This is a genomic window from Burkholderia sp. BCC1993 (assembly GCF_905339865.1).
Lineage (GTDB): Bacteria > Pseudomonadota > Gammaproteobacteria > Burkholderiales > Burkholderiaceae > Burkholderia.
This window is the reverse complement of record NZ_CAJPGZ010000006.1, coordinates 99,783-113,276: the sequence shown is the minus strand read 5'-3', so window position 1 is coordinate 113,276 and position 13,494 is coordinate 99,783. Positions and strand designations below refer to the sequence as shown.

The window sequence follows — 13,494 nt, the reverse complement described above, 5'->3', positions numbered from 1 at the left end:
CCCCGTGAGGGTCAGCGCAGGCCGAGCACGTCCTGCATGTCGAACAGGCCGGCGCCGCGCGCCGACAGGAAGCGGACCGCACGCAGCGCGCCCTGCGCGTACGACACGCGGCTCGACGACTTGTGCGTGATCTCGATCCGTTCGCCGATCCCGGCGAACAGCACGGTGTGATCGCCGACGATGTCGCCGCCGCGCACGGCCGCGAAGCCGATCGTCGACGGGTCGCGTTCGCCCGTCACGCCCTGGCGGCCGTACACCGCGCAGTCGTCGAGCGAGCGCCCGAGCGCGCCGGCCACGGCCTCGCCCATCATCAGCGCGGTGCCCGACGGCGCGTCGACCTTGTGACGGTGGTGCGCCTCGATGATCTCGATGTCGTAGCCGTGCGAGAAATGCTTCGCCGCGAATTCGAGCAGCTTCAGCGTGACGTTCACGCCGACGCTCATGTTCGCCGCGAACACGATGCCGATCTTGGCCGCAGCGGCCTGCAGCTCGGCCTTCTGCTCGGCGGTGAAGCCGGTCGTGCCGATCACGAGCTTCACGTCGTGGCGCAGCGCGGCCGCGACGTGCGCGATCGTGCCTTCCGGCCGCGTGAAGTCGATCAGGTAGTCGGCCTGCGCGAACACGGCATCGAGGTCGTCGGTCAGCTTGATCCCGGTTTCCTTGCCTAGGAACGCGCCCGCGTCCTGGCCGAGGAACGGCGAATCGGCGCGGTCGAGCGCGCCGACGAGCTGCGCGTCGGAATCGTTGAGAACGGCTTCGATCAGCATCCGGCCCATACGGCCCGATGCACCGGCAATCGCAATCTTCATGGCTTTCTACACGACAGGTCTAAAGGCGGGCGGCGCATGCCGCCCTGTTTCCGCACGCCGGCCGCTTACTGCGGCTGGGCCGGCGCGGTGAGCGGCTGGTTCTGCAGGTTGTCCGAACCCTGCGGGCCGACCGGCGGCGCTGCCTCGTTTGACGCGTTCGGCGGCGGCGGACGATGGAACTGGAACTGCGGCTGGATCGCCGGCGCGGCGCCCGGCGGCTGGCCGCCCGGCACCGGCGCGCCGCCCGAGGCCTGCGCGGACGGCGTGAAGCGGCGGGCGGTCGTGCCCTGCCCCGACACCTGGTTGGTCGCGCGGTTCGCCGCGCGCGCCGCCTGGGCGTTCGCATCCTGGTCGACCGCCGCGCCGGAAACCGGCTCGACGGACGGGCTCGCGGCAGCGGTCACCTGCGCGGCGCTCGCCGCAGCCGCGGCAGCCGCGGCTTCGGATGCCTTCTTCGCCGCGGCGGCGGCCTTCGCCTTCTTGCCGCCGCGATCGCCGTCGATATCGGCCAGCAGGTCGAGTTCGGACGGCAGGTTCTCGGCGCCCGTCCAGCTCGCGAGGCGATCGCCCGAGAACGTCAGCACGAGGTCGCGCTGCTGGACGACGGACGTCGAGCCGCGCTTGAAGTAAAAGAGGTAATCCCAGCGGTCGGCATGGAACATGTCCGACAGCAGCGGCGTGCCGAGCAACGCGCGCACCTGCTCGCGCGTCATCCCGGCCTGCAGCTGCGCGGCCTTCTCCTGCGACACGAAGTTGCCCTGCACGACAGTGATCCGATAGGGCGTGATGCTCTGCGCGATGCGCTGCGTCACGCTGTCGTACGACGAACAACCAGCCAGCGCGGCAACGGCGGCGGCAGCGATGATGGCACTCCGCATGCGACTCCTCTGATAGTGCGAAAGGGATTCCGGGAACATTTCCGTCACCGTGCTGGCCCGCGTCGCGGGTCGCGCGTGTTTCTGGAACGGCGAAAAGCCGGTAACATTGAAGCCCTGCATTGTACTCTAGGGATGCCTAGCCATGACCAATCCGACGGATCTCAAGAATATCGGGCTAAAGGCCACCCTACCGCGCCTCAAGATTCTCGAGATCTTCCAGCAAAGCCCGGTGCGTCACCTGACGGCCGAAGATGTCTACCGCAACCTGCTCAACGAGCAGCTCGACATCGGGCTCGCCACCGTTTACCGCGTGCTGACGCAGTTCGAGCAGGCCGGCCTGCTCACGCGCAGCAACTTCGAATCCGGCAAGGCCGTGTTCGAGCTCAATGAAGGTTCGCACCACGATCACCTTGTCTGCCTCGATTGCGGCCGCGTCGAGGAATTCTTCGATGCCGAGATCGAAGGCCGCCAGCAAGCGATCGCCAAGGAACGCGGCTTCCGGCTCCAGGAACACTCGCTCGCGATGTACGGCTCCTGCACGACCGAGAACTGCCCGCACCGCAAGCACTGATCCGCGCGCTTCGCGCCTGCGCGACGGCCCGGCCGGCATCACGCCGCCCGGGCCGTGTTTTTTTCGGGACAGGAACAACAAAAAAGGCCCGCGCGTCGCGTGCGGGCCGGTTCGGGGACCTTTTCAGTCGAGCGTGCGGCGGCGAGCCGTGCCACCGCCCGGTGCCCGATACGCGTGACGCCCGTGCCGCCTTCGCCGCGCGTCAGGCCGCGCTCGCGCACGCCGGCTCGAACTCGAGCGCCCACGCGTGGTCGAGCGGAATCTCGTCGCAGTTCGGCTGCGGGCCGCCACGGTCGACGATCACGAAGTCGCTGACCGCGTCGAGCGCGAGCAGCGGATGGTGCCAGACGCCCTTCGCGTAGTTCACGCCCTGCCAGCCTTCAGCGAGGAAGGCGCGCATCGCGTCGGGCCGGAACTCGCCGGCCGGCGCGACGACGATCGCGTAGCGCGACACGGCCGCCAGCGGGATGAACGCCTGGCTGCCGTGCGGATGGCGCTCCATCAGCGTGATCGCCACCGGCAGCGCGCGCGGCTGCGCACGAAACACGCTGACGAGCGGCCGGCCGCCGTCCGCGCAGACGTCGATCGTCGCGAGATCGTGGAAGCGCTCGGTCGTGCCGCCGTTGATCGGGAAGTGCCGCGCGCCTTCGAGCGCGATCACGTCGCCGAACGGCGCGAAGGCCTCGCGGGTCAGGCGCTCGACGCGCAGGATGTGTGGTCCGCTCATGCCGATGCCCTCCTTCAAGCCGGCTCGCCCCACAGACGCAGGCGCGACACGCCGCCATCCGGGAAGATGTTGAAGCGCACGTGCGTGACGGGGCCGAGCGCCGCGAGCTGGTCGAACGTATGCACGTGATCCATCTGCAGCTTCTGCTCGCCGAGCAGTTCGGCCCAGAACATCGCCTGCGTGACGAGCGAATCGTCGGTGCCGCCGGCAACGTGCGCGGCCTGCAGCGAACAGCGGTCGGGGAAGTTGCCCTTGAAGAACGCCGTATCGACCTCGACGCGCCGGATGATGCCCGGCCGCGCCAGCGCGACGATCGCCCAGTCGTTGCCGGGCTCGCGGCGGCGCCGCGTTTCCCAGCCGTCGCCCATGTTCGCGCCGCGCCCCGGCATCAGCATCTGCGACGCCGGACCGAAGTGCTGGTTGTTCGCGGCCACCAGGTAACCGCCGTTCTCGATCGCCGCGAGATCGACGAGTTCGCCCGCCGGCACGTGGCGCCAGTCGCGCTGCGGCTGGCCGTACACGCGCAGCCGCGCGAGCCCGCCGTCCGGATACAGGTTCACGCGCAGGTGCGTGACCGGCTGCGCATCGTCGACGCTCACGTAGTGATGCGAATTGCCCTGCAGCGTCGTCGCGGGGACGATCGTGCGCCATGCGGTGTCGTCCGGCGGCGTGTCGCCGTCCGCCGCACAGGCCTCGATCGACGCGGCCGGCGGAAAGTTGCCGGTGAAGTGGCTCGTATCGAGATCGACGCCGTAAATCACGCCCGGCCGCGCGAGCCTGACCACGCAGAAGTCGTGGCCGGTGGTGCGCTTGCGGCGCGTTTCCCAGCCGTCCATCCACTTGCCGTGGTCGTCGTACTTGCCGGGAATGAAGACGGCCGGCTCGGGATTCAGCATGCGCTCCTTCGGCGCGAAGAATTCGTCGCTGGCGAAGAGCGCCTGCGCGCCCAGGCGCGGGTCGGCGAGGTTCATGTAGCGCCGCGTGAAGGCCGGCGCGTTCGGATCGAGGATGGGGGCTGCCATGTCGTCTCCATTATCTTGGTAAGGACCGGCGCATCGTCGCGCCGGCCGCAGGACATTCGTTCGCGCGAAGCAGCCCGGGAGGCCGCCTCGCACGCGGGTGCGCTCAGAGCGCGTGGGCCTGGTCGCCGGCGACCGGCGCGGCGCTGCCCGGTTCGTCGGCCACGTAGCGCAGTTCGCGGTTCAGCACGCGCTTCGCACGGGCCCGGTCGATGTCGTTCTCCCACACGGCGACGACCACCGTCGCGACGCAGTTGCCGATCAGGTTGGTCAGCGCGCGGGCAATGCCGACGAACCAGTCGACCGGCAGGATCAGCACGAGGCCGAGCACCGGAATCGCTGGAATCGCCGACAGCGTCGCCGCGAGGATCACGATCGCCGAACCGGGAATCCCGTGTGCGCCCTTCGACGTGACGAGCGACACGAGCAGCACGACGATCAGGTCGTGCGTGGACAGCGGCGTGTTGGTGGCCTGCGCGATGAACAGCACGGCGAGCGTCAGGTAGATCGAGAAGCCGTCGAGGTTGAACGAATAGCCGGTCGGGATCACGAGGCCGACCGTCGAATCCTTGATGCCCATGTATTCGAGCTTGCTCATCACCTGCGGCAGCACCGCGTCCGACGACGCCGTGCCGAGCACGATCGACAGTTCCTCGCGCAGGTAGCGGATCAGCTTGAACACCGAGAAGCCCGCGAGACGCATCACCGCGCCGAGCACGACCGTGACGAACACGAAGCAGCTCAGGTAGAACACCGCGACGAGGTAGCCGAGCTGCTTGAGCGACGCGACGCCGTACTTGCCGGTCGTGAACGCGATCGCGCCGAGCACGCCGAGCGGCGCGAGCTTGATGATGAAGCCGATGATGCGGAAGAACACGTGCGACAGTTCCTCGATCAGCGAATTGACGCGCTGCGCCTTGTCACCGAGCAGCGACAGCGCCGAGCCGAACAGCACCGCGAACACGAGGATCTGCAGGATGTCGCCCTTCGCGAACGCGTCGATCGCGGTCTCGGGGATGATCTTCATCAGGTAGCCGGCCGTGTCCTTCAGGCTTTCGGCGTTCTTCGCGTACGACGAGAGCGAGGCCGCGTCGAGCGAGCGCAGGTCGATGTTCATGCCGACGCCGGGGCGCGTGAGCCACGCGAGGACGAGCCCGATGCCGAGCGCGAGCGTCGTCATGATCTCGAAGTAGACGACGGCCTTCAGGCCGACCCGGCCGACCTTCTTCAGGTCGCCCGCATTGGCCATCCCGCTGACCACGACGCAGAACACGATCGGGCCGATGACCATCTTGATGAGCTTCAGGAAGCCGTCGCCGAGCGGTCGCAGCGACTCGGCGAAATGCGGGAAGAACGCGCCGAGCGCGACCCCCAGGATCAATGCGACGACTACCCGGCCAAACAGCGAATTGAGGAATTTCGACACGGCGCTCTCCCGATCCAACGGTTGCAGTTTCGTCTGTTCATACTGGTAAGACCAGTGATGTTATGGTGGATAGTAGGAAGCCGATATAGTCGAGTCAAGGACGGACAAAATAGGGATTTCCCGCCCCTGTGCCCCCGCGCCATACGGGGGCGGATCGTGGCTTTCCCGTAGGCCGGTCGTGCACCGCGCGCGTGCGGATTACAATGCCGGTCAGACCGGCCATCGTTCACATCATGAAAAACGTTCCGCACACCGTGACCGACGCCGCCATCGCGACGATCCGCGACCGGATCGAGGCAGGCGTGTATCCGGTCGGCAGCCTGCTGCCGGCCCAGCGCCAGCTCTCCGAGGAGCTGGAGATCAGCCGCGCGTCGCTGCGCGAGGCGCTGTCGACGCTCGAGGCGCTCGGGATGCTGCGCATCCGCGCCGGCAAGGGCGTGTATGTCGAAAGCGCGCAGGCGTCGGCCGCGCATCCGTGGCAATTCGCCGAGCAGTCGTCGCCGCCCGATACGTACCAGATGCGCTATGCGCTCGAAGGGTTCGCCGCGCGGATGGCCGCGCACGTCGTCACCGACGACGACATCGCGTGGTTCGAGGACAACCTCGCCGACCTGCACGTCGCGCTGACGGAGAGTGCGCTCGACGAAGCGTCGCAGCTCGACTTCGACTTCCACATGCGGATCATCCATCTCGCGGGCAACGCGGCGATCGAGTCGGTGCTGCGCAGCAGCGCCGACATCATGAAGGAAAGCCAGCGCATGCCGTTCTACCGGCGCGAGCTGCTGCTGTCGACGTGGCACGAGCACCGCGCGATCGTCGACGCGCTGATCGCCCGCGATGCGGCCGCGGCCGGCACCGCGATCGAGACGCACATCGCGAACGCCGCGCAGCGCGCGGGCATCTTCTTCCCGACGCCGGGCACCTGACGCAGCCGCCGGCCTACGGTCGCGGCCGGCGCGATAGCGGTTCGCCGGTCGTACCGGTCATCCCCCCGAAGGATCGCGATACGCGAGCGCGCGCTCGATGAACGCGCGCGCCGCGACGCTGCGGTATGCGCCCTTGCGCGTGAGCAGCGCGGCCGTGCGCGACGGCAGCGGCGGATCGAGTTCCAGCGCGCACAAGTCGCCGCTCTCGCGCGCGACCGCGTCGGGCAGCACCGTCGCGAGCCGCCCGCAGCGCACGAGCTCCAGCACCGCGCTGACCGTATTCGTCTCGATCGCGATCCTCGGCTGCACGCCCTGCTCGATGAAATACCGGTCGATGCTCGCGCGCGTCGCGAACGCGCGGCTCAGCAGCACCAGCGGCTCGCCGGCGAGTTCGGCCGGGCTCAGCGTGCGGCGGCGGCGGGCGAGGCGGTGCGTGCGGCCCGTCACGAGCGCGAGCGGTTCTTCCCACAGCGGCAGCGCGTCGATGTCCGGCGCGCGCGGCGGCATGAACGCGAAGCCCGCATCGAGCCGGTCGTCGGCAAGCTGCGCCTCGATGCGTTCCTGCGGCATCGCGTCGATCGTCAGCGCGACGTTCGGAAAATCCGCATGGAACGCGTCGATCAGCGAGCCGCTCAGGTAGGCCGCGAAGGTCGGCATCATCGCGAGCCGCAGCGAACCGCTGCCGAGATCGGCAACGTCGTGCAGCGCACGCTGCCCGGTGTCGAGCTCGTGCAGCGCCGCGCGCGCGTGGCGCGCATAGACCTCGCCGAATTCGGTGAGCCGCACCGTGCGGCCCGAGCGGTCGAACAACTGCACGCCGAGCATGTCCTCGAGCTGGCGGACCTGCTGCGACAGCGTCGGCTGCGACACGTGCAGCGCATCGGCCGCGCGCGTGAAGCTGCGCTGCTCGGCGACGGCCAGGAAATAGCGGATGTGACGGAGTAGCATGGCGGCCCGGGTATTGGTAGCACCAATGGATACCATAAGGATCCAGTCTTGGACGCTATGGTTCGGTTCCCGCATCATACGCACATCCGCTCCCGCACACGCCGCCTGGCCACCGCACCGGAGCGGCCCGCCCGGGCCCGCCCTCCCCCGCCCGCCGCACGACGTTGCGCCGCCGCCTCGACCGGGCGCCGGCCACGCGCCGCCCGGCGCGCATCGCGCTCATCGTCGATCCGTCGATCGCCGGCCCCGATTTCCGCAACCCCGCGTTGCCGACGGCCCGCGCCGCCGGCCGGCACCGCTGTTTCTTTCGCGACCATGGAACCGCATCAAGACAACCATCCTCCCCTGACCCGCGCGATGACGCTGCTGTTCGCCTGCGCTTGCGGCATCGTCATCGGCAACATCTATTACGCGCAGCCGCTGCTCGCGGCGATCGCGCACAGCTTCGGCCGCCCGCCCGCCGAACTCGGCTATCTCGTCACGCTGACGCAGCTCGGCTATGCGGCGAGCCTGCTGCTGGTCGTCCCGCTCGGCGACGCGGTCAACCGCCACACGCTGATCGTGCGGCTGCTCGTGCTCAACGTGATCGCGCTGGCCGCCGTCGCGTTCAGCACGAACTTCACGATGTTCGTCGTCGCGAACATCGCGCTCGGCTTCGTCACCTGCTCGACGCAGCTGCTCGTGCCGTTCGCCGCGTCGCTCGCCGACGCGCGTACGCGCGGCCGCGCGGTCGGCACCGTGATGAGCGGGCTGCTGCTCGGCATCCTGCTCGCGCGCGTCGCGGCCGGCGCGATCGCCGACGGGTTCGGCTGGCGCGCGGTGTACGGCATCGCCGCGGCGATGATCCTCGCGCTGACCGGCGTGCTCGCGGTGAAGCTGCCGAAGGATCGCCGCCACGCGCGGCTCGACTACGCGGCGCTGATGCGCTCGCTCGTCGCGCTGGTGCGCGCGCAGCCGCTGATCGCGCTGCGCTCGGCCTACGGCGCGCTCGTGTTCGCGTGCTTCAGCCTGCTGTGGACCGGCCTCACGTTCCTGTTGAGCCAGCCGCCGTACAGCTATTCCGAAGGGCAGATCGGCCTGTTCGGGATCGTCGGCGCGGTGGGCGCGCTCGCGGCGACGTCGGCCGGCCGGCTCGTCGATCGCGGCCACGGCAACGCGGCGACCGGCCTGTTCGCGGCGGCCGTGCTCGCGTCGTTCGCGCTAATCGCGGCCGGCGCGCATTCGCTCGTCGCGCTGATCGTGGGGATCCTGCTGCTCGACGTCGGCGTACAGGGCATGCACATCTCGAACCAGAGCGTGATCTATGCGCTCGCGGGCCACGCACGCAGCCGCGTGACGACCATCTACCTGACGAGCTACTTCATCGGCGGCGCATTCGGATCGTTCGCGGCGAGCGTCGCGTACGGCATCGACGGCTGGCGCGGCGTATGCATCGCGGGCGCGGCGCTCGCGGGCGTGCTGATCGCCCTGTGGCTCGCGTCGCAGCGCATCGGCGCGCGGCAAGTCACGCAATGATCCGGATTCGCTCCAGCCGATGAAAAAGGCACGCTCCGCCAATCGCGGGCGTGCCTTCTTTGCCTTGCGCGCCGTCGCGCGCCATCAGCAGACGATCATGCCGCCGTGTCCGCGAAATCGATCAGCACCTTCATCGCGCGCTGCCGGTCGCCGGCCAGCTCGAACGCGCGGTTCGCGTCGCGCATCGGGAACACGCCCGTCACGGCCGGGCGCAGGTCGACGCGCTCGGCATTGATCAGCTGCACCGCGAGCGCGAATTCCGCATGGAAGCGGAACGAGCCGCAGATCGACAGCTCCTTCGCGACCACGACGTTCTGTGGCAGGCTGACGTCGCCGCCGAGCCCGAGCTGCACGACGACGCCGCGCGGCCGCATCACGTCGAGCCCGTCGCGCAGTGCGCGCGCATTGCCCGAACACTCGATCATCACGTCGAACGTACCCTTGTCGGCACCGTAGCGCGCCACCCAGCCGGTGTCGGCCGCCGCGTTGATGGTATGGTCGGCGCCGAGCGCGCGGGCGACCTCGAGCGGCGCATCGACCACGTCGGTCGCGACGATCTCCGCCGCGCCGTGCACCCGCGCCGCCGCGACCGCCAGCACGCCGATCGGCCCGCACCCCGACACGAGCACGCGCCGGCCGATCAACGGGCCCGCGCGCGACACCGCATGCAGCCCGACCGCGAACGGCTCGGCGAGCGCCGCGAGCGACAGCGGCACATGGTCCGCCACCTTCACGCACTGCGCGGCATCGCACACGAGCGCGTTGCGAAACGCGCCCTGCACGTGCGGCATGCGCATCGCGCTGCCGTAGAAGCGCATGTCGAGACACTGGTTCGGCAGCCCTTCGAGGCAGTAGCGGCACGCGCCGCACGGGCGGCTCGGGTTCACCGCGACGCGATCACCGACCTTCACCGACGTCACGTCCGGCGCGACCGCCGCCACCGTGCCGGCGACTTCATGGCCGAGCACCATCGGCTGCTGCAGCCGGATCGCGCCGAAGCCGCCGTGCCGGAAGTAATGGAGATCGGAGCCGCAGATGCCGCCCATCGCGACCTCGATGCGCACCTGGCCCGGGCCGATCTCGCCCGCGTCCTGCTCTTCGAGCCGCAGGTCGTTCGGCCCGTGGATCACGAGACACATGCAACGCATACGCATGACAGCCTCCTCAGACGACCGGCGTGAGCAACGGCGCGCCGGCGAAGTGCGCGGCGAGGTTGTCGCGCACGAGCCAGCCCATCGCCTGGCGCGTCTCGACGGTGCCGCTCGCATGATGCGGCTGCAGCAGCACGTTCGGCAACGCGAGGAAACGCGGGTCGATGCGCGGCTCGTTCCAGAACACGTCGAGCGCTGCGCCGGCGATCGCGCCGCGTTCGAGCGCGTCGAGCAGCGCGGGCTCGTCGACGGTCGTGCCGCGCGACACGTTCACCAGATAGCCGCGCGGGCCGAGCGCGTCGAGTACGGCCGCGTCGACGAGGTGACGCGTCGATGCGCCGCCCGCGAGCGTGACGATCAGCACGTCGCACCAGCCGGCCAGTTCCGCCAGCCGGCCGAAGAAGCGATGCTGGCTGTCGTCGCGCGGCGCGACGTCGAAGTAGCCGAGTTCGACGTCGAAGCCCGACAGCCGGCGCGCGAGCGTCGAGCCGATCCGGCCGAAGCCGACGATGCCGACGCGCTTGCCGTACAGGCGCGTGACGAGCGGCATGTCGCCGTCGGACCATGCGCCGGAGCGGACGTACGCGTCGCCGGCGCCGATCCGGCGCAGCAGCGCGAGCGTGAGGCCGACGCCGAGATCGGCGACGTCGCCGGTCAGCACGTCGGGCGTGTTGGTCACGCGGATCCCGCGCTCGCGGGCGGCCGCGAGATCGATCGCATCGGTGCCGACGCCGTAGCACGCGATGATCTCGAGCTTCGGCAGCGCGGCGATCAGCGCCGCGTCGGCGCCGAGGTCGCCGCGCGTCGCGATCGCGCGCACGCCGGCGCCGTGTTCGGCGAGGCATGCCGCGCGATCGGCGGCCTCCCACAACCGATGGACGTCGTAGCCGGTCGACAACCATGCGTCGTCCCACGGCTGGTAAGGGCCCGTCATCAGCAGCTCGGGCCGCCGGTTCGATTCGTGCGCCATCTGCGCTTGCTCCTGTCGAAAAGCGTTGAAAGTCGAATGCGTGCCGGGCCGCGTCGGCCGCCCGGCCCGTTCATGCATGCCGTGCGAGCGATTCGGCGTCCGGGGCCGATTGCGCCTGCGCGGCGTCGAGCGGATCGTCGAGATCGCGGTTCAGCGTCTCCGGCATCCGCGCGGTGGTGAACAGCGTGATCAGCGTCAGCAGCACCAGGTACGCGGCGATCGGCACCCATGCATGCACGCCCGCCGCATGGTCGCCGCCGTGCCGCGCGATCACGGTCGCGATGAGCGTCGCGCCGACGAGCGGGGCGATCCCGCCCGCGAGCACGGCCGACACTTCGCGCGAGAACGACACGCCCATGTAGCGATGCCGCGCGCCGAACAGTTCGGGCAGCAGCGCGGCCTGCGCGCCGAGCATCCCCCAGTTCGCGAAGCCCTGCGCGACCGAGATCGCGATCACGCTCGCGACCACGTTCCCCTGGCTGAAGATCCACCACACCGGAAACGCGAGCGCGAGCTGCAGCCACGCGAACGTGCGGTACACGCGCACGCGGCCGTAGCGATCGCTCAACCGCCCGGCCAGCGGCACCGTGCACGCGCCGACGGTCGCCGCGCACACCAGCGCGAGCGCGCCGATCGGCCCCTTCATCCCGATCACGCCGGCGAGATAGCTGACCGCGAGCGCCTGGTAGATCGACGAGCCGCCGTTCTCGGCCATCCGCAGGCCGATGCCGATCAGCAGCGTGCGCTTCGAATGCCGGACCGCGCTCTTCAGCGGATTCGCCGACACCTGCGCGCGCTTCTCGAGCCGCACGAAGGTCGGCGACTCGTGCAGCCGCACGCGCATGTAGAGCCCGACCGCGACGATCACCGCGCTGAACAGGAACGGCACGCGCCAGCCCCAGCCGTCCGTCACGCGCTCGAGGTTCGCGAGCAGCAGGAAATAGACGGCCGCCGCGAGCAGCGTGCCGAGCTGGATCCCGAGAAACGGCAACGACGCATAGAAGCCGCGTTTGCCGGGCGGCGCGTATTCGGTCATCAGCACCGCGGCGCCGGCCTGCTCCGCGCCGGCGCCGAGGCCTTGCAGGATGCGCAGCAGCACCAGCAGCGCGGGCGCCCAGTAGCCGGCGCTCGCATAGGTCGGCAGCACGCCGATCAGCGTGCTCGCGACGCCCATCAGCAGCACCGTCGCGGTCAGCACGAACTTGCGGCCGACGCGATCGCCGAGCACGCCGAACACCACGCCGCCGAGCGGGCGCACCGCGAAGCCGACGAAGTACGTGCCGAAGCTCGCGATCAACCGCATCTCGGCGGTTTGCGCGGGGAAGAACAGCGGCCCGAAGACCAGCGCCGACGCGAGCGTGTACAGCGCGAAATCGTAGTATTCGAGCGCGCTGCCGAGCGAGCAGGTCCAGGCCGCGCGGTTGAGCTGCTTCGTGTCGACGCCGCGGCGCTCGACGGCGTCGGCCGGCGCGTCCGTGCCGGGCATTGCATCGCGCCGCGCGGGCGGCGGGGAAGTGCGGTCCATCGTTGTCTCCTGTCTCCTGCATTCCGTTCCGGAACCCGGCGCGAGGCGCGCCGGAACATCGGCCCGCTCGTGCGGCGGGCTCTTCTGGGCATTCGGATGCCGGCGCGAGCCGGCACTGGCCGGTATTGGCCGGCGCTCACCGGCGCTCACCGGCGCTCACCGGCGCTCACCGGCTCACCGGCTCACCGGCGCAACGACGCTGCGCGCACGGCGCAAGCGTCGTCGCTCAGACGGCGCTGGTCAGCCCGCCGTCGACGAACAGCGTCTGGCCGTTCACGAAATCGGATGCGGCCGACGCGAGGAAGATCGCCGCGCCGCACAGCTCGTCGACCTGCCCCCAGCGGCCGGCCGGCGTGCGCTTGCACAGCCAGTCGGAGAACGCTGCGTCGTCGACCAGCGCGCGATTCAGCTCGGTCTCGAAATAGCCGGGCGCGAGGCCGTTCGCCTGGATGCCGTGGCGCGCCCAGTCGGCGCACATGCCTTTCGTCAGCATCCGCACCGCGCCCTTCGTCGCCGCATACGGCGCGATCGTCGGCCGCGCGAGCTCGCTCTGCACCGAGCAGATGTTGATGATCTTGCCGCGGCCGCGCGCGATCATGTGGCGCGCCACCGCCTGCGCGACGTTGAACACGCCGTCGAGGTTCACGCGCATCAGCGCGTGCCAGTCGCCCGGGTCGAACGCGTCGAGCGGCGCGCGGCGCTGGATGCCCGCGTTGTTCACGAGGATGTCGATCGCGCCGGCGCGCGCCTCGAAATCGTCGATCGCCGCGCGCACCTGCGCGTGCTCGGCGACGTCGAACACCGCGAAGTCAGCCGCGAAGCCTTCCTCGCGGAAATGGCGCGCGAGCGTCGCGGCCTTTTCCTCATTGCGATCGTTGATCACGATCGCCGCACCGGCTTCCGCCAGCCCGCGGGCGAGCGTCAGCCCGATGCCGCGTCCGGAACCCGTGATCAGTGCGCGGCGGCCATCCAGGCGGAACCGGTCAAGCGCGTTGTCCATGCATGTCTCCTCGTGCCTTCGAGCCAACC

13 protein-coding genes are annotated in these 13,494 nt (G+C 69.8%); 3 read left to right on the top strand and 10 right to left on the bottom strand.

The window, feature by feature from the left end:
- Window positions 1–11: 11 nt before the first annotated feature.
- Entirely contained in the window at window positions 12–809 is a 798-nt protein-coding gene (gene dapB, locus U4Y91_RS11485) for a 4-hydroxy-tetrahydrodipicolinate reductase (RefSeq protein ID WP_124663261.1), read from the bottom strand.
- A gap of 65 nt (window positions 810–874) precedes the next feature.
- Entirely contained in the window at window positions 875–1,687 is an 813-nt protein-coding gene (gene bamE / locus U4Y91_RS11480; RefSeq protein WP_321805161.1) for an outer membrane protein assembly factor BamE, read from the bottom strand.
- Between the two features lie 142 nt (window positions 1,688–1,829).
- On the opposite strand from bamE, the gene fur reads away from it, so the two are divergent.
- Window positions 1,830–2,258, top strand: coding sequence for a ferric iron uptake transcriptional regulator (gene fur / locus U4Y91_RS11475; protein ID WP_011350926.1), 429 nt, complete (start codon window positions 1,830–1,832; stop codon window positions 2,256–2,258).
- 202 nt (window positions 2,259–2,460) lie between these two features.
- On the opposite strand, the gene U4Y91_RS11470 is transcribed toward fur, so the two are convergent.
- The 3 genes from U4Y91_RS11470 to U4Y91_RS11460 all read right to left on the bottom strand — a co-directional run bounded on the left by U4Y91_RS11470 (window position 2,461) and on the right by U4Y91_RS11460 (window position 5,430).
- Window positions 2,461–2,985: an ureidoglycolate lyase gene (locus U4Y91_RS11470; protein WP_006760296.1), complete on the bottom strand. Its 525-nt coding sequence runs from the start codon at window positions 2,983–2,985 to the stop codon at window positions 2,461–2,463.
- Window positions 2,986–2,999: 14 nt separating this feature from the next.
- Entirely contained in the window at window positions 3,000–4,007 is a 1,008-nt protein-coding gene (gene alc, locus U4Y91_RS11465; RefSeq protein WP_321805160.1) for an allantoicase, read from the bottom strand.
- Window positions 4,008–4,110: 103 nt separating this feature from the next.
- Entirely contained in the window at window positions 4,111–5,430 is a 1,320-nt protein-coding gene (locus tag U4Y91_RS11460) for a C4-dicarboxylate transporter DctA (RefSeq protein WP_321805159.1), read from the bottom strand.
- Window positions 5,431–5,633: 203 nt separating this feature from the next.
- On the opposite strand from U4Y91_RS11460, the gene U4Y91_RS11455 reads away from it, so the two are divergent.
- A complete protein-coding gene (locus tag U4Y91_RS11455; protein ID WP_185733788.1) occupies window positions 5,634–6,356 on the top strand; it encodes a FadR/GntR family transcriptional regulator in 723 nt (240 codons plus the stop codon).
- Between the two features lie 57 nt (window positions 6,357–6,413).
- Here the strand turns inward: U4Y91_RS11455 and cynR are convergent, their stop codons facing one another.
- Entirely contained in the window at window positions 6,414–7,304 is an 891-nt protein-coding gene (gene cynR / locus U4Y91_RS11450) for a transcriptional regulator CynR (RefSeq protein ID WP_321805158.1), read from the bottom strand.
- 315 nt (window positions 7,305–7,619) lie between these two features.
- Between cynR and U4Y91_RS11445 the strand changes: the two genes are divergently transcribed.
- Window positions 7,620–8,819 (top strand): MFS transporter, encoded by a 1,200-nt coding sequence (locus U4Y91_RS11445; protein WP_321805157.1) that lies wholly within the window; start codon window positions 7,620–7,622, stop codon window positions 8,817–8,819.
- 95 nt (window positions 8,820–8,914) lie between these two features.
- Here the strand turns inward: U4Y91_RS11445 and U4Y91_RS11440 are convergent, their stop codons facing one another.
- The 4 genes from U4Y91_RS11440 to U4Y91_RS11425 all read right to left on the bottom strand — a co-directional run bounded on the left by U4Y91_RS11440 (window position 8,915) and on the right by U4Y91_RS11425 (window position 13,465).
- Window positions 8,915–9,973, bottom strand: a complete 1,059-nt coding sequence (locus U4Y91_RS11440; protein ID WP_321805156.1) for an L-idonate 5-dehydrogenase — start codon at window positions 9,971–9,973, stop codon at window positions 8,915–8,917.
- Between the two features lie 10 nt (window positions 9,974–9,983).
- Window positions 9,984–10,940 carry a 2-hydroxyacid dehydrogenase gene (locus U4Y91_RS11435; RefSeq protein WP_321805155.1) on the bottom strand — a complete coding sequence of 319 codons (957 nt, stop codon included), beginning with the start codon at window positions 10,938–10,940 and terminating at the stop codon, window positions 9,984–9,986.
- Between the two features lie 70 nt (window positions 10,941–11,010).
- On the bottom strand, window positions 11,011–12,465 hold the full coding sequence (locus U4Y91_RS11430) for an MFS transporter (RefSeq protein WP_321805154.1): 1,455 nt from the start codon (window positions 12,463–12,465) through the stop codon (window positions 11,011–11,013).
- Window positions 12,466–12,691: 226 nt separating this feature from the next.
- Entirely contained in the window at window positions 12,692–13,465 is a 774-nt protein-coding gene (locus U4Y91_RS11425) for an SDR family NAD(P)-dependent oxidoreductase (RefSeq protein WP_321805153.1), read from the bottom strand.
- Window positions 13,466–13,494: the final 29 nt, after the last annotated feature.

Bases quoted from the DNA above. Each gene is read 5' to 3' on its own strand.
- dapB (WP_124663261.1), bottom strand. From the start codon at position 809: ATGAAGATTGCGATTGCCGGTGCATCGGGCCGTATGGGCCGGATGCTG.
- alc (WP_321805160.1), bottom strand. From the start codon at position 4,007: ATGGCAGCCCCCATCCTCGATCCGAACGCGCCGGCCTTCACGCGGCGC.
- U4Y91_RS11455 (WP_185733788.1), top strand. From the start codon at position 5,634: ATGCCGGTCAGACCGGCCATCGTTCACATCATGAAAAACGTTCCGCAC.
- U4Y91_RS11430 (WP_321805154.1), bottom strand. From the start codon at position 12,465: ATGGACCGCACTTCCCCGCCGCCCGCGCGGCGCGATGCAATGCCCGGC.
- cynR (WP_321805158.1), bottom strand. From the start codon at position 7,304: ATGCTACTCCGTCACATCCGCTATTTCCTGGCCGTCGCCGAGCAGCGC.
- U4Y91_RS11435 (WP_321805155.1), bottom strand. From the start codon at position 10,940: ATGGCGCACGAATCGAACCGGCGGCCCGAGCTGCTGATGACGGGCCCT.
- bamE (WP_321805161.1), bottom strand. From the start codon at position 1,687: ATGCGGAGTGCCATCATCGCTGCCGCCGCCGTTGCCGCGCTGGCTGGT.
- U4Y91_RS11445 (WP_321805157.1), top strand. From the start codon at position 7,620: ATGGAACCGCATCAAGACAACCATCCTCCCCTGACCCGCGCGATGACG.
- fur (WP_011350926.1), top strand. From the start codon at position 1,830: ATGACCAATCCGACGGATCTCAAGAATATCGGGCTAAAGGCCACCCTA.
- U4Y91_RS11470 (WP_006760296.1), bottom strand. From the start codon at position 2,985: ATGAGCGGACCACACATCCTGCGCGTCGAGCGCCTGACCCGCGAGGCC.
- U4Y91_RS11425 (WP_321805153.1), bottom strand. From the start codon at position 13,465: ATGGACAACGCGCTTGACCGGTTCCGCCTGGATGGCCGCCGCGCACTG.
- U4Y91_RS11440 (WP_321805156.1), bottom strand. From the start codon at position 9,973: ATGCGTATGCGTTGCATGTGTCTCGTGATCCACGGGCCGAACGACCTG.